Genomic DNA, 20,799 nt, shown 5'->3' with positions numbered 1-20,799 from the left:
TGGCAATTCTCCCTGTTATTTGTGCAGCGCTTTACCGAGTGCCTTGGCCACCAGTTGTTCGTAGAGTTCGGCGTACGGTTCAACCGCTTTGCACCAGTTGAACGGTGCGGCCATCGCTCGGCAACGCATGGCGTTGAGCAGTTCGGGAAAGGCGAAGACCTTGAACGCGCGGCTCAGGGCTTCCTGATAGCTTTCGGCAGTGGATTCGTCAAAGAGGAAACCGGTGACACCGTTTTCGATGGTGTCGGCCAAACCCCCGGTATTGCGCGCCACCGGCAACGATCCGAAGCGCTGGGCGTACATCTGGCTCAGGCCGCAAGGTTCGTAGCGGGATGGCATCAGCAAGAAGTCGCTGCCGGCGAACATGCGTCGGGCATCAGTTTCGTTGAAGCCAATGCGTACGCCGATCTGACCGGGGAAGCGCAAGGCCAAATTACGCATGGCTTGCTCTTCTTCGGGCTCGCCACGACCGATGATCGCGATCTGGCCGCCGTTCTGCACGATGTACTCGGACACGGCCTCGGTCAGGTCGAGACCTTTCTGATACACCAGGCGCGACACCACGGCAAACAGCGGGCCTGCGGAATCATTCAGCTCGAACAGCTCGCGGACATGGGCGGCGTTGACGGCTTTGCCTTCCCAGTCACCAATGGCGAACGGTGCGAACAGGTGCGGATCAGTGGCAGCGTCCCAGCTCTCGTCGATACCGTTGGGGATACCGCTGAGCAAGCCTTGCTGGGTCTTGGCGGCGAGAAAACCGTCGAGGCCACAGCCGAAATCCGGTGTGGTGATTTCCTGCGCGTACGTGGCGCTGACCGTGGTGATGTGGCTCGAATAGGCCATGCCGGCCTTGAGGAACGACATTTTGCCGTAGAACTCCATGCCTTCCTGTTGCAGGGCATGGTTGGGAATGCCCAGCTCAGGGCACGAGCCGAGGCTGGTCACGCCTTGATAGGCGAGATTGTGAATGGTGAACAGCGTCGGCGTACGCTGCCCGCGCCAGTGCATATAAGCGGGCGCCAGGCCGGCCGGCCAATCGTGGGCGTGCACCAGATCCGGGCACCAGTGGATTTGCGCGAGGTTGGCGGCGATATCAGCGGCGGCCAGACCAAGGCGGGCGAAGCGAATATGGTTGTCCGGCCAGTCGCGCCCGTTGTTGGCGCCATACGGCGAGCCTTCGCGCTCATACAGTTCCGGGCAGATCAGCACGTAGATCACCAGGCCGTCGGGCATGTCCATGCGGCCGATCTTGCAGGGCGGCAGCGCAGCGTGGCCACCGAGTTCGCCGATGATGTGAATCGGGTTTTCGCTGTGCATCACCTGCGGGTAACCGGGAATCAGCACGCGCACATCATGCAAGTGCGCCATGGCGCGGGGCAGAGCGGCAGAGACGTCGCCCAAGCCACCGGTCTTGACCAGATCGGCGATTTCCGACGTCACGAACAACACTTTTTTCTTGTTGGGATTCTGACTTGCTACTGGTGTCAGGGTCTTGGTGCCGGGGACGTTGATCGCTCGGCTGCCGGGAACGCTGACGGTGCTCGATTCGCCTGTCGACTGTTGAGCACGCTCTCCCTGAATATCCAATGCCGCACTGATCATATGAATCTCCCGTGTCGTTGATCTGATTCTTGTCTTGAACAAACCCTGTCCATGACCACGTCCTGTGGCCGGGCGCAAACGCGCCACGCATCGGTGAGCAAATGCTACCCAACACGCTTAAGCAGAATGGGTGGTTGGGCCGTTGCAAGGATTGCACCAGCCGCTTTGGCCCCGCCTTTCAGATGACCCGCCGCTTCACGCAAAAGTTTCGACTTTTTTTCCGCGATGTGACCGGCAGGTCATGTCCCCGAAAAATCAGTCTAGGCCAGATCCTAGAGCGGGCGAGCGCAAATGGGTAAATTGTTCGACAATCGGTTTGCCGTTAACGGAAACCTTGGTTTGCTGGGGCAAACGCACCGACGAAGTGCAGGTTTTTTTGGGGGAGTGGATCAAAACGGTGACCGGGCGGTCACGTTTTCGTGCTAGCAGGAAGAGCGCTTGCACTGTTGTGGTGCGAACACTTTGTTAAAGGGGTGACCCTTGCCAATGTAGGAGCTGCCGCAGGCTGCGATCCTTAGATCCTGTTTTTAAATCATGATCAAAGGATCGCAGCGTGCCGCAGCTCCTACAGGGGGCAGTTCAGTGAGCGAGTGCGAATTTCAGTTCAGCTGGCGAAGCGTATTGCCGGCCGACCAGGCCTGAATATCCTCGATCATCTGCGAAAAGAACTGCTCATAGTTCTGCCGACTGACATACCCCACGTGCGGCGTCGCCAATACGTTGTCGAGCGTGCGAAACGGGTGCATGGCCGGCAACGGCTCGTGCTCGAACACGTCCAGCGCGGCGCCAGCGATCTGTTGTTTCTGCAAGGCTTTGATCAACGCCGCTTCGTCAACGATCGGCCCGCGTGCCGTGTTGACCAGCAGCGCCGTCGGTTTCATCCAGGCCAAGGCCTGCGCATCGACCAGGCCGCGACTGCGCTCGCTCAGCACCAGATGCACTGACAGCACATCGGACTGCTCAAACAGTGCCTGCTTGCTGACATAGGTCACGCTAGCCTGTTCGGCCCGCTCAGCCGTGAGGTTTTCACTCCAGGCGATCACCCGCATGCCGAAGACCTGCCCGAACTGTGCGACTTTCTGGCCGATGCTGCCAAGGCCAAGGATGCCCAGCGTCCGGCCATGCAGATCAGCGCCCAGGCCTTGCTGCCACTGACCCGCGCGCAGGGCATTGGCCTCGTTCACCAGATTGCGTGTGGCGGCCATGATCAGTGCCCAGGTCAGTTCCGGCGCGGCGTGCTTGTAGCTGTCAGTGCCGCAGACCTGAATGCCGAGCGTTGCCGCCGCTTGCATGTCCAGCGCCGCGTTACGCATGCCACCCGTGACCAGCAGCTTGAGGTTGGGCAATCGCTTGAGCAGGTCTTCGTCGAACCGCGTGCGTTCACGCATCACGCAAATCACCTGATAGCGGCCCAGGCGCTCGGCCAGGGTGGCGTTGTCCGCCGGGTAATCATGCTCGAACGTCACTTCACCGAGGCTGTCGAGCACCGACCAGTCGACCACGTCGCGGGCTACGTCCTGCCAGTCATCGATCACTGCAATCTGCACCGCCATCAGCTTCACCTCATCAACGAAAGGGATTGGTTGTGCTCAGCCAGCCGAGCAGGGCTTTGTGAAACTGCGCGGGCTCTTCCATCTGCGGCGCATGGCCCATGCCGGGAAATTCCACCAACGTGGACTGCGGGATCAGCTTGGCCACTTGTTTGCCGAGCACCGCATAGTGGCCGATTTTCGCTTTCACCTCAGGTGGCGCGAGGTCCTTGCCAATGGCTGTAGTGTCGGAAGTACCGATCAGCAACAGGGTCGGCATCTTCAGGTCCTTGAACTCGTAGTACACCGGCTGGGTGAAAATCATGTCGTAGATCAATGCAGAATTCCACGCCACTTGAGTCTTGCCCGGGCCTTTGCTGAGGCCGGCGAGCATGTCGACCCAGCGATCGAATTCAGGCTTCCAGCGGCCGTCGTAATACGTTGTGCGTTCGTAGTCGCGAATACCCTGAGCGCTGACTTTCAATTCACGCTGATACCACTGATCCACCGTGCGGTAAGGCACGCCGAGGGCTTTCCAGTCTTCGAGGCCGATCGGGTTGACCAGTGCCAGTTGCTCGACTTGCTCGGGGAACAGCAGCGCATAACGGGTGGCGAGCATGCCGCCGGTGGAATGGCCGAGCAGGGTGGCTTTCTGGATGCCCAGCGCTTTGAGCAACTGCTGGGTGTTGGTTGCCAGTTGCTGGAAGCTGTATTGATAGTTGTCCGGTTTGCTGGAGGTGCAGAAACCGATCTGATCCGGCGCTATCACCCGGTAGCCCGCTTCGCTCAAAGCCTTGATCGAACTGTCCCAGGTTGCTGCGCAAAAATTCTTGCCATGCATCAGCACCACGGTGCGACCGTTGGCCTTGCCGTGCGCCGCGACGTCCATGTAACCCATCTGCAGGGATTTACCCTGGGACTGAAAGGCGAAGTGTTTAAGGGTGTAAGGGTATTCGAAGCCTTGCAGTTCCGGGCCGTACGCCGGGCCCTCTGCGGGCGCCGCCTCGGTGGCGGCATGAGCGAACAGCGGCAGGGCAGCGCTGAGGAACAGGCCGGGCAGCCAGCGGGAAAGCGTGACGGTCATAAGGGCAAACTCCATGGAAATCGGCCGATGCTGGAACGGCTGGATTAGGGCGACGTTAAACACAGGCAATGTTGCAGGTTGATCGTTCAACCGAGCCAGCCGAGGGTCAGCATCGCCAGTACCGCATAACGCGCGCCTTTGGCGAAGGTGACGATCAACAGGAAACGCCCGAGTGGTTCACGCATCACGCCGGCAATCAAGGTCAACGGATCGCCGATCACAGGCAGCCAACTGAGCAGCAACGACCAATGCCCGTAACGCTCATAGTGCTTGCGCGCGCTGGCCATGTGTTTGTGGCTGACTGGAAACCAGCGCCGCTCCTGAAATCTTTCGATGCCTCGGCCCAGCCACCAGTTGACCAGCGAGCCGAGCACATTGCCCAGCGTTGCCACGCCGAGCAGGCCCCACAGCCAGTAACGGTCGCTGACGATCAAACCGACCAGCAACGCTTCCGACTGCAGCGGCAACAGGGTCGCCGCACCGAACGCGGCAACGAACAGCCCTGTGTAGGCAGCGCCGATCAATGGGCCGGGTAGTCCGCCACCACCACATCCGCGCCGTCTTTCTTCAGGCCGATGACCTGATAGGCGTCACTCATGCCGTCCATTTCCATGCCCGGCGAGCCCATCGGCATGCCCGGGGCGGCAACGCCCAGCAGATCGTCGCGTTTGCTCAATGCCAGCACCTGTTCTGCGGGAACGTGGCCTTCGACGAATTTGCCATTGATGATTGCGGTGTGGCACGACGCCAGGCGCGGCGGTACGCCATGTTGTTGCTTGAAGCTGCTCATGTCGGCTTCGATGTGGTCTTCGACTTTGAAACCGTTGGCTTCGAGGTGGCTGATCCACTTTTTGCAGCAACCGCAATTGGCATCGCGGTGGACTTCGATGGGGATCAGGTCGGCCGCTTGAGCCAGGGAGGAGATGAACAGGGCGCTCAGGGCGACCAGACGCAAATGGGTTCGCATGACGGGTTCTCGACTCGGTTGGCGGTCAAAAAAGAACGCATTTTGACCGGTTTTTCCTGCCTGGCATCAACGGAGTGTTTCCAGTTGCTACAAGACAGACTGCCAGAATGATCGTAGATCAACGCTGACAAATAACTGAGCGCAAGATGACAAATCTGTCAGGCGGCCACGAATGACGATTGCGTGAACGCCGTGGGACCTTGTGGGAGCGGGCTTGCCCGCGATGGCGGCAGGTCAGTCAATGACGATGTGTCTGACCGGGCCCCATCGCTGGCAAGCCAGCTCCCACAGGGGTTATCTGATTGGCAAAAAAACTGCATCAATCAACTGACTTTGAAGCGGCCCATGATCGCGCTCACTCGGCTGTTGGCTTCCAGCAACTGGCGGGTGTTGAGCTCGCTGGCCTGGCCGCTCTGCACCAGTTCATCGACCATGTGGCGGATCTGCACCATGCTGCGGTTGATTTCTTCGGTTACCGCGCTTTGCTGTTCGGCCGCCGTCGCTATTTGCGTGCTGAGGCTGTTGATGTGGCTGACCGAACCGGCCATTTCATCCAGACCGGAATTGACCCGTGCGGTCGCGTCGGCCGCCGACTGGCAACTGGCCTGGGTGTTTTCCATGGCTGCAACCGACGAGCTCACGCCTTGGGTCAGGCGCGTCAACATCTCATTGATTTCTGAAGTGCTGGCCTGGGTGCGGGCGGCGAGGGCGCGAACCTCATCGGCGACCACGGCAAAACCGCGACCTTGTTCACCGGCGCGTGCCGCTTCAATCGCCGCGTTGAGTGCCAGTAGATTGGTCTGGCCGGCAATGGCGCCGATCACCCCGAGAATCTCGGTAATGCGCTGGGCGTCCTGTTGCATGTTTTCGACTTTGTGTGTGGCACTGGCCACTTCATCAATCAGCGCCACGACGCTATTGGTGGCTTCGCCGACGACCACTCGCGAACGGTCGGCGTTTTCGTTGGCACGCTGAGTGAACGCTGCGGTTTCGGCGGCGTTCTGCGCAACGCTGTCCGCCGTCGAGCTCATCTCGGTGATGGCCGTCACGGTCTGATCGGTTTCCGAAGCATGGCGCAGCAGAATCTGGCTGGTGTGCGCCGACGTGCGTTGCAGGTTGTCGAGGCTCGACGCCATGGCACCGGTGGCCTGGGTGACTTCGCCGATCATGTTTTGCAAGTAGGTGATGAAGGTGTTGATCGAATGGCCGATCGCACCGAGTTCATCTTCAGCACGGATGGTGATCCGTTTGGTGAGGTCGGCATCGCCGCTGGAGAGCAAATCGATGTTGGCCTTGAGTGCTTTCATGCGCTGAACCAACTGGCGAATCGCGTAGACCTGCAACAGCACCAGCAGGATCACCAGCGGAATCTGCAACAGGCTCAAGGTGCTCAGCACGTCATCGCGTTGCGCTGTGAGCATTTTGGTCGGCAGGGCCGTGGCAAGGAACCACGGTGTGCCTTCGATCGGACGCATGAAGAAGGTGCTGGCTTCACCGTTGTTGTCGAACTCGACGCGTTGCGCTTGATCGCGGTTTTGCAGGCCGGTTTTGATCTGGCTGGCGAACGTCGAGCTGCCGGCGAGTTCGTTGATGTTTTTCAACACGATCGGACCGCTGATGCGCGAACTGTTGCTGATGATCTTGCCGTCGGCCTCGACGATGAGCATTTCGGCGTTGAGGTCTTTTTCCTTGCGCGCCACCAGGTCATTGAAAAAGCCCAGGGTCACGTCAATGGTCGAAACGCCCCAGGCGCTGCCGTTTTTCTGAATGGCCATGGCGCAGTTGGTGCGTGGCTCGGCGCTGGCGTCATCTTTATAGGCCGCGGCCCAGGCGCACTGACCGCGAGGCGTGGCCATGCCGCCCTTGTACCAGCTCTGGTCGTAATAGTTGGGCGCCGCGTCACTGTTCCAGAAGGTGTTGACCGCCAGTTTGCCCGAGGCGTCACGGTGCCAGAAGGTGCTGAACTTGTTGCGCCCGGCTTCACGCTGGCCGGGCAAAGGCCAGATCCCGCCACCAAAAACCTTCAACTCGCCGTACTGATCCACCAGCCCCGGCAATACCGTGTCGATGGCTGCGCTGTCGAGTAGCGGGATGGTCTGAGTGATGCTGCGTTGCTGCGACTGAACCTTGTTCAGCTCGCCCTGAATCTGCTCGGCGACTTCGGCGATACGGTTAAGCACTACCTGCTCTTCGGTATGCCGCAGTTTGGGCGCAACCAGTTGACTGATACCGACCACGGTCAGCACCGACAACAGCAAGATGAACAGAACCAGAAACAGCGTGTAGCGAGCCTGAATGGTGCGGAATGCGGGCATGGAGACCGGTCCTTGAGCTGCGATTCTTATTAGGGGCGGGGGATAAAACAGTGCGGGTATCCCTAACGTATCGTCGCCGTTGAAAGAAGCTTTAGGTACTGGCGTACTAAAAATACGCGTACCGACGATTGGTCAGTATCGGGTCTGATACAGGTAGCCTCTCGGGCTCGTCCGTTAGAGCAAACGGTCTATTGAAAGATTTTCGATCAAGGGCGTACAGACCAGCATTTATGGGCGTTTGTCTGTTTGTATCGAGAATGTACAAGAATTGTAAAAAAGTGCACCAAAAGGGTTGGTGCTATCAGTTGGCCGGTAGATACTCCGCGCTATTCACGTTGTTCAACAAGGACATTCAATGCACATTTCACAGGGAGTCCGCGCATGACTATCGGCATTGTCGGCCAATGGCAAAGCAAGGCAGGGGTTCTGGTGCGCGACACTGGCGCGAAAAAGCAGGTTGCGCAAAGTGTCAAGGTGCAGCAGATGCTCACCAAGGTCGGCACCGATCCCAACGCCATCAATACCGCCGAAATGGACAAGCAAGGCCTGCGCAAGAACATCAAGGGCTTTGATCCTACGAACGTCTCGGTAAAACAGATGGGCAACCTCAGCGCCATGTTGCGCAGCCGAGGGCTGATCTCCGAGATCACGTCTTTCACGCTGATGAATGCCGGCGACAAATTCGACCGTTTCGGCGTAACCAAAGACGTTGATGTTAAATTCAACGCACTGGAGTATTTCGCGACTCAGCTCGATGCGATCCAGAACAATGGCCTCAATGGCAACGCTTACGGGAAAGCCCTGATCCCTGAGTACAAAAAAGCCATCTACGTCCTGCAGAACCTCAAGACGTACGGTGAAGGCAACGCGGCGAAACCGGTCGACCAAGGCGTCAAAGCCAAGGCTTGAGACTTCAATGTGGCCCGCTCGACATTGAGCGGGCCGTTGTCGAATGACGGCACTGCGTTCAATCGCGCGATGGCGGTGTCTCGATCAAGTGATTGGCAAGTTCCTGTTGGGCCTGATCGTGCAATTGCTGCATGTGCGGGCAGGCTAACGCCAGCTCGCGCAACCGGTAACCGCGGTGAAACAGCGCCAGCCATCCCCCCCCTTTACCTTCCATGGGTGCCAGCCCGGTAAAGATAAAGCCAATGGCGTTCAGCCTGTTCAGGTCCCAGGCAAAGTGCCGCGACAGTCGCAGGCGAAGTGAAATCAGCCATTGCCGAGGTAGTTCGCTTAGTTCTTTGAGCAGCCCGGTCCGCAGCTTTTTCAGCCGCATGTCATAACGATCAGCGTGTTTTTCCAGCTGAATGGCCGCGCCATGCCAACGAAATGTCTGCTTCTTTGTGCCGAACACCCGACATAACTGCTGCATGAAATCCCGGTAAGCGGCAGGCCAGATCTGCCGAGGCAAGGGGCGCTGGCGGCCGTCGACGGCATAACAGCCCAGGACTATCGATTCCGGCACCGCGCTGCCGAACGGCGAAGGGACGTAGTCCGGCAGTAATCCGGTGTTATGAAAGTCGAGGTTGATTGCCATCCGCTGCGTGTACGGATGGTGGGTGACCTGTTTGATCAATACGCTCTGACAGCCCAATGCCTGTGCATGGGTCAACAAATGCTGGCTCAGACGGGTAGCAACGTTTTGTCCTCGGGTATTCGGGTGAACCACGCTCAAAGCCAGTTCGGCCGTGCGCGCGTTTGTTTCGCGGAACAGCGTGGCGTGCCCGCAAATGTCCTCACCGACCACGGCAACCAGCGAGTGCCAACGCTTGTCGGCGTGGTTCTGGCTGATCATGTGTGGCAGATACACATGGGGCTGCACATAAAGGTCGCCGTACACCTTACGAAACAGTTGGCTGACGGCCGTGGCATCGCTGTCACGGTAGTTACGCAGAATCAGCGCTTTCATAGGGCACCTCCTTGTGACGGTGTTCATAGCAGCGCAAATCCAGCACACGCAAGCATTTGCCCGAGCGGGCGTGGCGTGGCAGATCTTCATGGGTGCAGCACTCGACTAGCAGGTTTAGCTGGTGATCCGCCTGTAATTGCGTGATCAACGGGTACTGTTCAATCAGTCCCGCCTCCAGGTCCCGGTTGACATCGCCCACGGCGGCGGATCGCGCGCTTGGCACCCATTTCAGGCTCAACACATCCTTGTTCCCGTCCTGTTCGATCAGCAGTTGCCAGTCGTCACTGTTGGCGGTGTGCTGGATCAACACGCCGATTTCCTCCGGCATCAGCGACAAAATCCCCAGCCGAACCCGTTGGCTGCCAGCACTGCGGCCCTTGAGTGCGAACTTGCGCCGGGCGCTGCCGACGGGTTCTCGCCAGCAGGCGCGGTCGCCCACCGGGTAGCGAATCAACGGCATCAACCGACGATGCAGACTGGTGATCACCAGCAAACCGGTGTGGTCACAGGCATCGATCACTGCGCCGGAATGTTCGTCGATGATTTCCACCAGGATGTGTTCGGCATGCATTCGATGCTCGCCTTCGGCGCAGTCGCGCTGACTGCTACCGATGAAACCGGCATCGACACTGGCATAGCCGATGGAGGCAATGCGCGCGTTGGGGAACGCCAGTTCGAGTAACTGGCGCTGCGAGTCGAACAGGCTTTCACCGCCGTAAAGCAGGCTGTCGACCACAGGCAGCGTCTGCTCCTGACGTTTGAGCCAGGCCGCGAACGTCAACAGATGTGCAGGCAGGCCCGCCAGCACATTGATCCCATGCTGCACGATGGATTGCGCCAGAACAGCGGAGTCGACATTGCCGGTAAAGGGGAACTCGGTAATCTCTACGGCAACATGGGCCAGTGCGTCGTGGACGAACAGGAAGCTGGCATACAGGTCACCGGCAAAAAATAGATTGGCGACTCGGTCACCGGGCTGGAATTGCCAATTCAGACTTTTGCCGAATTCACCGACCAATGAACGCCATTCATCTTGCGTATATACAGAAAGTTTTCCAGCGCTGGTTGAACCGCCGGTTTTAAATACCAATGCCTGTGCCACAGCACCGGTCAAAACTGGCCATTTGTTTAACGTCTGACTGTTTTGCCAATATTCAGCAGGTTCAATCAGCGGCAGTTCAGTCAATGCGGTAATTTTTTTCGAAACGTCAACTAAGTGTTCGTGGTAATACGGCGAATGTTGACGAGCGAAGTTGATCAACTCGTTCAGTTGTTCGGAAGTTTTCACAATGTTCACCATTTTTATCGTGGTCTGGTTGAACTCGCCGCACGTATCAAGTGCGTGAATCAATCAGGATCGGCGTCTTGCCGCTGTGTCTGTTTCGGGTGAAGTGCTCGACGGCACAGACTTCAACTTCCAGGTGTAACAGTCCGGTTTCGATCACCGTGGTCAGTGTCGGGTAACGGGACAACCGCAACTGTGCGTCGGCCGCTTCCAGCTCGCTTCGCAGACTCATGCGTTCCAGGCCATCGGGGGCATGCTCGAGCAGCAACTGAAACGGCACCTGCAGGTGTTCTGCCAGTTCGCTCAATGAAATGAAGTCGGTGCCGATGCGTATCAGCTTGCCGTGGCGTTGCAGCAGTTCGAAGCGCGGCGAGAGGAGTCCGCAGGCGCAGGGGCCGGAAATCCAGCGTCCCGTGTCGCCAACCTCATAACGCCGAACGTTTTGTGCCTCCCGTGCGATAGACGTAAACAGCAAGCGGCCGATTTGATTACCCGTGACGGGTTCATCGGCGTCGAGGGCGACAATTTCCAGGTGCTGGGTGTCACTCATCAAATGGAAAACGCCATCGCTGGTAGCCTGGCAGGCATGACCGAGTGGGCCGGCGTCGACACTGCCGTAAATGGCCGAGCGGATGTTCGACACGCCACAGCTGTGCAGCAGCTCGCGACTGTTTGCGCTGAGGTGTTCGCCGCCGAGAAAAACCTTGTCGATCCCGCCATAGGCCTGCAACCGTTGCCGTTCGTTGAGGAACAGCCGATGCACGGTGCTCGGCATGCCAATCAATGTGGTCACGCGTTGACTGACGATCAATTCGGCGATTTCGCGGTAATCGTCATCGGTCGGGGCGCCCATCGGCAGGTGCGTGATGTCCAGCAACTCGAGGACTTTGGCAAAACTGAGGAAGCCACCGTACAAACCGCCGCAGAAGAACAGGTTCATCACTCGATCCCGGGCCGGGTCGAGGCCGGCAGCGAACAAGCCGTCAGCCGTCGCGCGCATTTGCCGGTCGAAATCGTCATAGCTGTAAGCCGATAACGCTGGTGTGCCGCTGCTGCCTCCGGAGCGAAAGTACAGCTGCGCGCTAGCGTTGAGTTGCTGGGTGACAAAGGCTGTTTTGTCCATGATCGGCAGCCCGGACAGCGACGCGGACAATGGCGGGCAATCAAGGGTGGCGTGGTTCGGCAAAACGTCGGCGGGCAAGCTGACGGACACGCGACGGCTCAGTCGTTGCAGGGCGTAGACGCCGTCATGTGGCTCACCGTCATAGCCGTCATGAATGCTGCTGATCGGGGCGATTCGCGTGACGCCCGCACCGATCAGCGTACGTGCCAGCTCGCCGGTTTGCGCTGCGCCGCACAGCAGCGCGCAGCTCTGCAGGACATTGCGCCATGGCAACAGCGTGTCGGTGATCAGGGCGCGCGGCACCGGATACATCAGCACGCTGCGAAACAGCGGCGAAGGCGTCAGTTGACGATTGTGCGCCCAGATGACTCGCCAGCCCGGTGCGCTCCAGACGTGCCCGGTTTGCTCAGCGAAACTCTGCGCCAGCCGCGCCATTTGCGCATGCGTGGTGATTTGCGAGGCTTCTTGCGCCGTGGGCAGCAGCGCTGGCCATTGTCTTGCGCGACGTTCGAAGGCGGCCGTCAGCCGTTCGCCGATGTCGTGCAGGATCTCGGGGTCGTCACTGTCGACCAGCAGCCATTGCGGACTGGAACAGGCTTGCTGATCCAGCCGACAGACTTCATCCGCCACGGCATCCAGGGCTTGTGGGGTGGCGGCATCGGGCGTCAGGTAAACGAAACTGATGCGGTGGCCCCAATCGATCCAGCGGCAGCCGGCCGGGATCTGTTGGCGAATGGCTTGCAGGGCCGCTTCACCGCCCCAGGCTGCGACGCCGTTGGCCCGTTTGCACAGGCGTGCGATTTGCGCCGTGCTGACCGGCAATACGGCGACGTAACCTGCGAGTTGAGCGCTCGGGTCGCATTGCAGCAGAGCGCCAAGCAGGCCTGCGGTCAGACCCTGATCGCTGCTGCTGGGTCGCAACCAGTTGACGTTGCCGGCCAGCAGGCTTTCCAGCACCGCGCAGAAGGCCAGCAACGGCGCGTTGGCCGGCGTGATGTGGACCACCAGCCCAAGCGGGCTCCAGCATTCGAAGCGGGCCTGGCGATAATCAAAGCGCCGCAATGAGCCGGGTTGTGCGCCGAGTTCGCGCTGCAATTTGCGCCGTAACGCCTGCGGATCGCAGAAGTCGATCAAAGCCTGTCGTTGCTCTGTATCGAGCGGCAGCGTGGTGTCCGCGCTGCGCAGGTATTGCGCAAAGTGCAGGGCGGCGTTGATCACGGTTTCGCTGTGCAGCGGCGTACTCAGGTGTTGCGCCAGGTCCGCCTCAAGGCTTTCAAGTGCACTGTCGAAGTTATAGGCGTGGTGTTGCTGTCCGTTGATCAAGTACATGTCATCGACCTCCTAGCAGTTCGGACGCAGCCATCGCACAGCTTCTGCCCGCCGTGGTGCCCGCACGGCCATGCAGCTCAAACCAGTCGCTGGCCAAGCCACAACCGCAGCTCGCGCCGGGGTGCAGCGTCGCCAGATCACTCATCACCACCGCATGCGCGGGGCTGGACGAGATGTACGGCGAGACGAAGCCCAGCAGGCCTTGCTGGCCATAGGGCTGCAAGGAAAAGTCCGCGGGATTGCGCACCAGCACCTTTGCGTAAACCGGGACATGGAAGTGATGGTGGTCGCATTCGACATAAGGCACCGCGTGCTCGACGGCGCCGTAACCATCGCGACAACGAACCTTTTCAATGCCCAGTTGCTGATGGATGTGTGCGTACAGTTGTTGCCGGGGAATTTCTTGCGCTGCCTGGGTTTTCCAGCCACCACCGAAAAATGCCAGCGAACCGGCGGGCAACTGCAGATCCGCGACGCCAGTGGCCTGCATCCGTTGCAGGGTTTGCCAGAGAAACGCCGGGAAACCGAGGATGCGCACCGGCAGACCTTCTTCGGCAAACTCCTGCAAAGCCTGGATGACGCCGAACACATCGAATTGGTGACCGTCACCGGTATTGCGCAGGGCATAAACCACGCGATTGGCGGGGGCAAAGCTACACAGAAACTGGTCAGTGAATGAGGTGCCCAGCGTGATCCGGCCTTGCGGCTCGTAACTCAGCAGCAGGTAGTTGCAGGGCGTGTCCGGAGTGTCCCAGCCGTAATGCCGAAAGATCTGCGCGACCATGAACTGAGCTGCCGCCAGGCTGCGTTTGTCATAGCGCATGCGGCTTTGCTGACCGCTGGTGCCGGAGGACGTCAGTTCCAGCGCGTCTTCGCCGACGGTGCTGAGGAGCAGTCGCTGCTTGAAAAAGTTGGCGAAGATCGGTGGCAGTCGTGACCAGTCATCGAGGCCGTCCAAATCATCTACCACAAGGCCGTTGGCGTTCAGCCAGCCTTCATAACCGGGTGTGTGCCGGCAGTGAAAGCGGCTGATTTCGGCCATGGCCCGATCAAACAGGCCACCGGGCACGGAATCCAGGCAATAAGGTCCTGGCAACGCGCAGAGCGCGTCGCTGACGGGTAAGTGATTCATCAATATTCCTTTACTGAGGTGAGATGCAGTCGTTATGCCGGTCTTGTAAGAATCCGTGCAGAAAGGGCAGGCACATCAGGCCGCCGAAGGCAGACAAGAGTGCGAAAAATCCAAGGTGTGTGCCGCCGCCAAGGACGGCAACCAGTGATCCACCGATGCCCATCACGGCAATCGAAATCATGCCGACCATGGCCGAGACCAGACCTTTACTGTCATCCGTGCAGAACAATGCCAGTCGATACAGCGCGGCATTGCTGATGCCCAACCCGACGGCATAAAGCGTCAGACTGGCCACCACGGGTACCAGGCCTTTCCACAGCAACGCGCAACCGATCAACCCCAAGAGACCCAGGCAAAATGGCCATTGCCCCAAGCGAATCACCTGTGGCAATGAGTGAGTGACCAGCAAGCGGTCGAGGATCAGATTGCCGGCGATGACGGCTGAGAAAATCGGGATCTGCCACAGCCCGTATTCAAGCGGTGTCATACCCAGCAACTGGATCAGCAGTAGCGGTGCCACGCCGATCCAGGCGATCAGCGGCAGGCTCATCAGCCCCAGGGCGAGGCACGCCCAGACGAAGTGACGATTGCCCAGCAAAGCCAGGTAGCGCTGTCCCGTCTGGCGCAGGGAAAACCGCACTTGCGCCTGTTGCTGGCCATCAAGTCGCACAACGCCCACGGTCTCCGGCATGAAAGCATAGAGCCCCAGCCAGACCGCCGCCGCAGCGAAACCCAGAGCCAGAAACAGCTCGCGCCAGCTCAGCCATTCCAGCAACAGGCTGCCGAGCAATGGACCCAGCAATGGCGATAACAGCGCGACGTTGCCCAGCAGGGCCATCAGACGCACTGCATCGGCCTCGCAGAAGACTTCCTGCAGGGCTGGATAGCTGACTGCCACGACGAATCCCAGGCCTGCCCCCTGAATCAGTCGTAGCAGATTGAAAACTTCGATGTTGTGGGTGATGAATGTAGCCGCACAGGCAATCCCGAATACTGCGCAACCGATTAATAACATCGGTCGTCGACCCCACTGATCAGACAGTGGCCCCATCAACCATTGCAGGCAGACGCCCCCCAGCAAATAAAGATTGAAGGCATGGGGTACATGGCGGACATCAGCATGTAAATCGGCAGTGACGCTTAACATCGCCGGCATGATCAAGTCGCTGGCCATATAGGTCAGTAGTTCAAAAGCGCTCAGGGCCAGACAGAATCCGATGAGGTGTCGCGGACCTATTTTTATCAATGTCCTCTGCATGAAGCATCCTTGTTAAGTTAGTGTTAAGGAAGTTTGCAGAGACTAAGGGTAGTGATGCGAGTGACCTAGTTGTTTGCTAATACATTAAATTTCAAATGGTTGCATTGTGTTGATTGGATCCGACGTTCGTTGTCGGTGGACGTCGGAAAAAACAATGCCCGCTAGGAGCGGGCATCTTTGAAGTGGTTCGGCTGTCAATTTCCCTGCGCGCATTATCGGTAGGCGGGCAGGGCGAACAATCCTGTTCTAACGATGTTGATAATAACCAGGACCGCCCTGGTAATAACGATGGTGATCGTCGTGCCAGCCGCCGTGCGGGAAGATGATGCAACCGCTCAGGGTCAGCAGGGCGAGAAGGGGAATCAGCCAGGTGATTCGACGCAGCATTTCAAAAGTCCTCATGGTGATGCCGTCATGAAGCCAAAACTCTTCATCGGCTGTAACATGAGACCCCGTTTGTGCAGGCGCATCCCCGAAACACGGTAAGCGCATGGCATGCGAACGGATACAAACCGGATACATTTCAAAGTTTCAGGAAGCCGCAATGACCCACAAGCAACGCTTGATTTATTCGATCGTGATCGCCGTGTCCGTACTGCTGATCATGTTAGGTCTGTCCTGGCTGCAAAACGCCGGGATGATCACGGAGAAGATGTTTCAGTTCATCGCAATTGGTGTTGCGGTAGTCGTGGTGATTATCAACGGCGTGATGCGCCGCAAGGTCAAGCCCTGACGGCGATCGCTACGCGCTTCACTCGTTGTTGAGGACTGCCGCAGCCTGTGGATGCAGGCTGTAGCTCTTGTCCGCATTGAAGGTGATGACCCCTTCGGCGCACAGACGCTTGAGGACTTCGCGTACGCTGAGAAATGACAGCGGAATGTCCAGATCCAGCAATTGGCTGTGGACACCGCGCACGCCCAGGCGACGCTCGGTTTGAGCAGCCACCAGCAGGGCGTCGATGACTTTCAGGCGGATCAGGCTGGTGCGCAACCCGAAGCTTTTCAGCAGCAGCCGAATCCGTTCGTTGCCGTGACGGTCGACACTGTGCCCGAAATCGCTCGCGTGTGGGCTCATGGAAGCTCCTTGTGGCGCCTGGCTACCGTCCGTTGGTAGTTGCGAGTTGTACATGCGATTACTCCTTTTCAGAACCTGATCGGGAAAGGTTTTTTTGCGTTCTCTAAACAAGACGTATCAGCTCGGCAAATCATGAAAGAAAAAATGTAGAAAATTCGTCGCTGTTTCGTCTTTTCTGCGTTTTCAGGGCTCCGGATTGCCATTCAACGGGTTAAATTTTTTTCTTCCGGCTTCGTTTTCAGGACAGGCTCATTGCGCGTGGACGCGTGGGCGTTTCCAGAGCGGATCCGCTGCCGTCCTATTCGCGTGGCAACGTCTGGTCCGCTCTTCGGTATTTCGATCAGGAGCGAACGTGATTATTTCCAGGCAGTTAACCGGACTGACCCTTGCCGGTATGTTTCTCGGACTGAGTCTGTCGGCCCATGCATTCAGTCCAGCCACTGAAGCCCGTGCCGATATCCGCCGAACCGGTTTTGGTGTGCCGCACATTCGCGCTGAAAACGAACGCGGCCTCGGTTTTGGCATCGGCTATGCCTATGCGCAGGACAATCTCTGCCTGCTGGCCAACGAGATCGTTACGGTCAACGGTCAGCGCTCACGTTATTTCGGTCCCGATCAGTTCACGGTCGAACAACGCGAAAACCGCGTCAGCGATGTGTTCTTCACCTGGCTCAATACGCCCGAGGCGGTACAGACGTTCTGGCAGGCGCAATCTACTCAGGTACGCGATCTGGTCGAAGGCTACGCCGCAGGCTACAACCGTTATCTTGCCGAGCGTCGCCAGCAGGGCTTGCCGCAGCAGTGTCAGGGCGAGTGGGTGCGCGATATCGCCCCCGAGGATCTGGTCAAGCTGACGCGTCGTCTATTGGTTGAAGGCGGCGTTGGCCAGTTTGCCGAAGCCTTGGCCGGCGCGACACCGCCGCAAGCGACTGCGAGCATCACGCACGACCAGCGCGCCTACCAACTGGCCGACGCGCGCCAGCAACGCTTTGCCTTGGATCGCGGCAGTAACGCGGTGGCCGTCGGCAGTGAGCGCTCGTTCAATGGCCGTGGCATGTTGTTGGCAAACCCGCACTTTCCGTGGGTGGGCGGTATGCGTTTCTATCAGATGCATCTGACCATTCCCGGCAAACTCGACGTCATGGGCGCTGCCTTGCCTGGCCTGCCAATGATCAATATCGGTTTCAACCAGCATCTCGCCTGGACTCACACCGTCGATTCGTCGAAGCACTTCACGTTGTATCGCTTGCAACTTGATCCGAAGGATCCGACGCATTACCTGCTTGACGGCAAATCGCTGCCGATGAGCAAGCAGACCGTCACCGTGCAGGTCAAGCAGGCGGACGGCCAAGTGGTGCCGGTTGCACGTGATGTCTACAGCTCGCAGTTCGGTCCGATTGTGCAATGGCCGGGCAAGCTCGATTGGGACAAGCAGTACGCTTATAGCCTGCGCGATGCCAATCTCGACAACGACCGAGTGCTGAAGCAGTGGTACGCCATGAATCAGGCTGCCAGCCTCAAGGATCTGCAGGATTCGGTACACAAGATTCAGGGCATCCCCTGGGTGAACACCCTGGCAGTGGATGACAAAGGGCAGACGCTGTACATGAACCTGTCGGTGGTGCCGAACGTTAGCGCCGAGAAACTGGCCAAGTGCAGCGACCCGCGTATCGGTCTGCAACTGATCGTGCTGGACGGTGCCAACAGCGGCTGCGCCTGGGACATTGATCCGCAGGCCGCGCAGAAGGGGATCTATGCCGCCAGTCAATTGCCGCAATTGCTGCGCAAGGACTTTGTCCAGCATTCCAACGATTCCGCGTGGTTGGCCAACCCGGCTCAGCCGCTGACCGGTTTCTCGCCATTGATCAGTCAGGAAGGCCAACCGCTGGGGTTGCGCTCGCGTTTTGCCTTGGATCGCTTGGGCAATCTGAGCAAGAAAGGCCCACTGGCCGTCAAGGATCTGCAACAGATGGTCATGGACGATCAGGTGTATCTGGCGACGCTGGTGGTACCGGATCTGTTGAAGTTCTGTGCTGCCGAGCAGGCTAGCAACGCCGCAACATTGAAGTCGGTGTGTGCCAGCCTCAAGGCGTGGGATGGTCGGGCAAACCTTGATTCGGGCCTGGGTCTGGTGCATTTCCAACACATCATGCAAGCGTTGCAGCAATCGCCGGATATCTGGAGCGTCGCCTTCGACCCTGAAGATGCACAGCACACGCCGCGTGGCCTGGCTGTCGAGCAACCGGCAGTGGCCAAGGCACTGCGCGAAGCCATGCTGGCCTCGGCGGAGTCGGCGAGCAAAATGGGCCTCAAGGCGCAAACTCGCTGGGGCGATATCCAGGTGGTCAGCAGTGGCGGCCAACAAACGCCGATCCACGGTGGGCCGGGTACGTTGGGGATCTACAACGCGATTCAAAGTGTGCCGCGCGAGGATGGCAAGCTTGAGGTGGTGGGTGGCACCAGCTATCTGCAAGTCGTGACGTTCGATGAAAAGGGGCCACACGCGCAGGGACTGCTGGCATTCTCGCTGTCCAGTGATCCGGCGTCGAAATACTCACGGGACCAGACCGAGGCATTTTCGAAGAAGCAGTGGAGTGTGCTGCCGTTTACTGAACAGCAGATCCAGGCCGACCCGCAGTATCAAGTGCAAACAGTCGGTGATTCGCTAGACAAGAGCGGGAAAGTGGCAGCGCAATAATTAGATTGCTTTCTACGCAAGACCCGAAGGCCACATTCCGTTAAAGGATGTGGCCTTCAGCTTTTTGGCGGTTGTTGCGGCAGGGTATTGATAACGGTGTTGCCTTCCTTGTTGCGCGTCACGTAGACCGGCAACACTTTGGGCAGAGAGCTCACCAGGTTGTTCAGTTCTTTGATGTTGTAAATGCCGCCGACCCGAAGCGAACCGGTATTGCTGTCGGCGAGCATCAAGGGGGTTTTCAGGTAACGGTTGATCAGCGGCAGCGCATCGCTGAGTGCCAGATTGTCCAGCACCAGTTTTCCGCTTAGCCAGGCCAGCGACGTGTCGCCGGGGTACGTCTGGCTGATTTGTGGCATGTAATCGCCTTGCCGATAACGCGCCTGCATCGCTGGCCCGAGACGCAAGCCATCACCCGGCAGTGCGGAATTGCTGGTGACCAGCACTGAACCTTCGACCAGATTCACCCGCACTTGATCTTCGTACATCCAGACATTGAAGCGCGTGCCTGTCACGCGAACTCTGCCTTCGCCTGCGCGAACGATAAACGGATGGCTGAGGTCGTGGCTGACAGTGAAAAACGCTTCCCCTTTTTTCAAGGTAACGCGTCGTTCATCCTTGTAATTGCTGAAGGTCAGGTCAGTGTTGAGGTTCAGTTGGAGCTGGCTGCCGTCACTCAAGGTGACCTGGCGCACATTGTCGGTCGCGGCGAAATGCTCATAGCTGTCAGGCAACCAGCCGAGATTCCAGCCGGCATAAGCCGCCAGCGGCAAGGCCAGTGCACAGACACCCGCTGCTACCGCGTATTGACGCCATGCGCGTGAAGGTTGGCGGATCGGCACCACAACGGCAGGTTCCGGGCGCGGCAAGTGCTCGGCGACGTCCCAGATTTCCAGCATGGCTTCATACTCGAATGCGTGCAGAGGATGAGCGTCATGCCATTGTTCGAATGCGCGACGTTCTCCATCCGTGCAATCGGCGGCATGCAGACGCATGCACCAATGCGCGGCGGCATCGGTGATCGCATCGTATTCGGCTTCCGAGAGAGTGTCTTGGGTCATTGACTCGTCCTGATTTCGCACATTCTAACCTTGAGGGGAAGTTGCCGAGAACATCCGTCATGGCAATTACCCATCAAAGTGGAACTTATTTTTCGCTCTGACGCCCAAAAAGCAGGACGCCACTGACTACTATCCACAAATGGAGTGAAAAAATGATCAAAAGAACCTTCGCAGCCGTGATTGCCACCGCCAGTTTGCTCACTGCGGGTGCCGCTTTGGCGGATAAACCAGGTGCCGGCTGGGTCACCATTGAAAAAGCCATCGAAATCGTCAAAACCAAGGCCGGTTATGTCGAAGTCTATGAAATCGAAGCCGACAACAACGGTTATTGGAAAGGCGAGGGGCGCAAAGCCGATGGCGTTGTTTACGAATTTCGCATCGACGGCGCATCGGGCAATGTACTGAGGGATCAGAAAGACTGAGACTAATTGC

Annotated in this window: 18 protein-coding genes; 4 read left to right on the top strand and 14 right to left on the bottom strand. The window is 58.5% G+C overall.

What is annotated here, in order from left to right; all coding sequences use genetic code 11:
- Positions 1–15: 15 nt before the first annotated feature.
- The 6 genes from glgA to JFT91_RS19100 form a co-directional block, all read right to left on the bottom strand.
- A complete protein-coding gene (glgA, locus tag JFT91_RS19125; RefSeq protein ID WP_201226055.1) occupies positions 16–1,602 on the bottom strand; it encodes a glycogen synthase GlgA in 1,587 nt (528 codons plus the stop codon).
- A gap of 599 nt (positions 1,603–2,201) precedes the next feature.
- Positions 2,202–3,155, bottom strand: coding sequence for a D-2-hydroxyacid dehydrogenase family protein (locus JFT91_RS19120; protein WP_201233496.1), 954 nt, complete (start codon positions 3,153–3,155; stop codon positions 2,202–2,204).
- A 13-nt stretch (positions 3,156–3,168) separates the two neighbouring features.
- Complete coding sequence (locus tag JFT91_RS19115) at positions 3,169–4,215, bottom strand: alpha/beta fold hydrolase (protein ID WP_201233495.1); 1,047 nt, start codon at positions 4,213–4,215, stop codon at positions 3,169–3,171.
- Positions 4,216–4,301: 86 nt separating this feature from the next.
- Positions 4,302–4,736, bottom strand: coding sequence for a VTT domain-containing protein (locus JFT91_RS19110; RefSeq protein WP_201226662.1), 435 nt, complete (start codon positions 4,734–4,736; stop codon positions 4,302–4,304).
- Positions 4,736–5,182 carry a DUF411 domain-containing protein gene (locus JFT91_RS19105; protein ID WP_201233494.1) on the bottom strand — a complete coding sequence of 149 codons (447 nt, stop codon included), beginning with the start codon at positions 5,180–5,182 and terminating at the stop codon, positions 4,736–4,738. The genes JFT91_RS19110 and JFT91_RS19105 overlap by 1 nt, the downstream gene beginning before the upstream one ends.
- 323 nt (positions 5,183–5,505) lie before the next feature.
- The gene (locus JFT91_RS19100; RefSeq protein ID WP_201233493.1) at positions 5,506–7,497 is read right to left on the bottom strand and encodes a methyl-accepting chemotaxis protein; all 1,992 of its coding nucleotides are present in this window, start codon (positions 7,495–7,497) and stop codon (positions 5,506–5,508) included.
- A 381-nt stretch (positions 7,498–7,878) separates the two neighbouring features.
- Between JFT91_RS19100 and JFT91_RS19095 the strand changes: the two genes are divergently transcribed.
- Complete coding sequence (locus tag JFT91_RS19095; RefSeq protein WP_201204053.1) at positions 7,879–8,406, top strand: hypothetical protein; 528 nt, start codon at positions 7,879–7,881, stop codon at positions 8,404–8,406.
- A 58-nt stretch (positions 8,407–8,464) separates the two neighbouring features.
- Here JFT91_RS19095 and JFT91_RS19090 read toward each other — a convergent pair whose 3' ends face one another.
- From JFT91_RS19090 to JFT91_RS19065, 6 genes are all read right to left on the bottom strand, one after another.
- Positions 8,465–9,409 carry a GNAT family N-acetyltransferase gene (locus tag JFT91_RS19090; RefSeq protein WP_201233492.1) on the bottom strand — a complete coding sequence of 315 codons (945 nt, stop codon included), beginning with the start codon at positions 9,407–9,409 and terminating at the stop codon, positions 8,465–8,467.
- Entirely contained in the window at positions 9,387–10,697 is a 1,311-nt protein-coding gene (locus JFT91_RS19085) for a phenylacetate--CoA ligase family protein (protein ID WP_201233491.1), read from the bottom strand. The genes JFT91_RS19090 and JFT91_RS19085 overlap by 23 nt, the downstream gene beginning before the upstream one ends.
- Before the next feature lie 46 nt (positions 10,698–10,743).
- Positions 10,744–13,146, bottom strand: coding sequence for an aldehyde dehydrogenase family protein (locus JFT91_RS19080; protein ID WP_201233490.1), 2,403 nt, complete (start codon positions 13,144–13,146; stop codon positions 10,744–10,746).
- A 1-nt stretch (position 13,147) separates the two neighbouring features.
- Positions 13,148–14,278 (bottom strand): LuxE/PaaK family acyltransferase, encoded by a 1,131-nt coding sequence (locus JFT91_RS19075; protein ID WP_201233489.1) that lies wholly within the window; start codon positions 14,276–14,278, stop codon positions 13,148–13,150.
- A 10-nt stretch (positions 14,279–14,288) separates the two neighbouring features.
- Positions 14,289–15,536 carry an MFS transporter gene (locus JFT91_RS19070; RefSeq protein ID WP_201233488.1) on the bottom strand — a complete coding sequence of 416 codons (1,248 nt, stop codon included), beginning with the start codon at positions 15,534–15,536 and terminating at the stop codon, positions 14,289–14,291.
- A 246-nt stretch (positions 15,537–15,782) separates the two neighbouring features.
- Positions 15,783–15,923 carry a hypothetical protein gene (locus JFT91_RS19065; protein WP_177431341.1) on the bottom strand — a complete coding sequence of 47 codons (141 nt, stop codon included), beginning with the start codon at positions 15,921–15,923 and terminating at the stop codon, positions 15,783–15,785.
- 157 nt (positions 15,924–16,080) lie between these two features.
- Here JFT91_RS19065 and JFT91_RS19060 point away from each other — a divergent pair, with 157 nt between their 5' ends.
- Positions 16,081–16,269 carry a hypothetical protein gene (locus tag JFT91_RS19060; RefSeq protein ID WP_201226050.1) on the top strand — a complete coding sequence of 63 codons (189 nt, stop codon included), beginning with the start codon at positions 16,081–16,083 and terminating at the stop codon, positions 16,267–16,269.
- Positions 16,270–16,287: 18 nt separating this feature from the next.
- Here JFT91_RS19060 and JFT91_RS19055 read toward each other — a convergent pair whose 3' ends face one another.
- Positions 16,288–16,665, bottom strand: a complete 378-nt coding sequence (locus tag JFT91_RS19055; RefSeq protein ID WP_201226049.1) for a fe2+ zn2+ uptake regulation protein — start codon at positions 16,663–16,665, stop codon at positions 16,288–16,290.
- 298 nt (positions 16,666–16,963) lie between these two features.
- On the opposite strand from JFT91_RS19055, the gene pvdQ reads away from it, so the two are divergent.
- A complete protein-coding gene (pvdQ, locus tag JFT91_RS19050) occupies positions 16,964–19,309 on the top strand; it encodes a bifunctional acylase PvdQ (protein WP_201233487.1) in 2,346 nt (781 codons plus the stop codon).
- A 56-nt stretch (positions 19,310–19,365) separates the two neighbouring features.
- Here the strand turns inward: pvdQ and JFT91_RS19045 are convergent, their stop codons facing one another.
- Positions 19,366–20,367: a FecR family protein gene (locus JFT91_RS19045; RefSeq protein ID WP_201233486.1), complete on the bottom strand. Its 1,002-nt coding sequence runs from the start codon at positions 20,365–20,367 to the stop codon at positions 19,366–19,368.
- A 152-nt stretch (positions 20,368–20,519) separates the two neighbouring features.
- Between JFT91_RS19045 and JFT91_RS19040 the strand changes: the two genes are divergently transcribed.
- Entirely contained in the window at positions 20,520–20,789 is a 270-nt protein-coding gene (locus JFT91_RS19040) for a PepSY domain-containing protein (protein WP_201226046.1), read from the top strand.
- Positions 20,790–20,799 lie beyond the last annotated feature (10 nt).

The sequence above is a fragment of the Pseudomonas sp. TH08 genome, from assembly GCF_016651275.1.
In the GTDB taxonomy this organism is placed as follows: Bacteria; Pseudomonadota; Gammaproteobacteria; order Pseudomonadales; family Pseudomonadaceae; genus Aquipseudomonas.
Note: the sequence above shows the minus strand (reverse complement) of the source record. Positions and strands in the feature narration are given on the sequence as shown.

What these genes read in the sequence shown, in the direction of transcription:
- JFT91_RS19105 (WP_201233494.1), bottom strand. Translation starts at nt 5,182, where the DNA reads ATGCGAACCCATTTGCGTCTGGTCGCCCTGAGCGCCCTGTTCATCTCC.
- JFT91_RS19080 (WP_201233490.1), bottom strand. Translation starts at nt 13,146, where the DNA reads ATGTACTTGATCAACGGACAGCAACACCACGCCTATAACTTCGACAGT.
- JFT91_RS19045 (WP_201233486.1), bottom strand. Translation starts at nt 20,367, where the DNA reads ATGACCCAAGACACTCTCTCGGAAGCCGAATACGATGCGATCACCGAT.
- JFT91_RS19065 (WP_177431341.1), bottom strand. Translation starts at nt 15,923, where the DNA reads ATGCTGCGTCGAATCACCTGGCTGATTCCCCTTCTCGCCCTGCTGACC.
- JFT91_RS19070 (WP_201233488.1), bottom strand. Translation starts at nt 15,536, where the DNA reads ATGCAGAGGACATTGATAAAAATAGGTCCGCGACACCTCATCGGATTC.
- JFT91_RS19115 (WP_201233495.1), bottom strand. Translation starts at nt 4,215, where the DNA reads ATGACCGTCACGCTTTCCCGCTGGCTGCCCGGCCTGTTCCTCAGCGCT.
- JFT91_RS19075 (WP_201233489.1), bottom strand. Translation starts at nt 14,278, where the DNA reads ATGAATCACTTACCCGTCAGCGACGCGCTCTGCGCGTTGCCAGGACCT.
- JFT91_RS19095 (WP_201204053.1), top strand. Translation starts at nt 7,879, where the DNA reads ATGACTATCGGCATTGTCGGCCAATGGCAAAGCAAGGCAGGGGTTCTG.
- JFT91_RS19120 (WP_201233496.1), bottom strand. Translation starts at nt 3,155, where the DNA reads ATGGCGGTGCAGATTGCAGTGATCGATGACTGGCAGGACGTAGCCCGC.
- JFT91_RS19055 (WP_201226049.1), bottom strand. Translation starts at nt 16,665, where the DNA reads ATGTACAACTCGCAACTACCAACGGACGGTAGCCAGGCGCCACAAGGA.
- JFT91_RS19060 (WP_201226050.1), top strand. Translation starts at nt 16,081, where the DNA reads ATGACCCACAAGCAACGCTTGATTTATTCGATCGTGATCGCCGTGTCC.
- JFT91_RS19040 (WP_201226046.1), top strand. Translation starts at nt 20,520, where the DNA reads ATGATCAAAAGAACCTTCGCAGCCGTGATTGCCACCGCCAGTTTGCTC.
- JFT91_RS19100 (WP_201233493.1), bottom strand. Translation starts at nt 7,497, where the DNA reads ATGCCCGCATTCCGCACCATTCAGGCTCGCTACACGCTGTTTCTGGTT.
- JFT91_RS19090 (WP_201233492.1), bottom strand. Translation starts at nt 9,409, where the DNA reads ATGAAAGCGCTGATTCTGCGTAACTACCGTGACAGCGATGCCACGGCC.
- glgA (WP_201226055.1), bottom strand. Translation starts at nt 1,602, where the DNA reads ATGATCAGTGCGGCATTGGATATTCAGGGAGAGCGTGCTCAACAGTCG.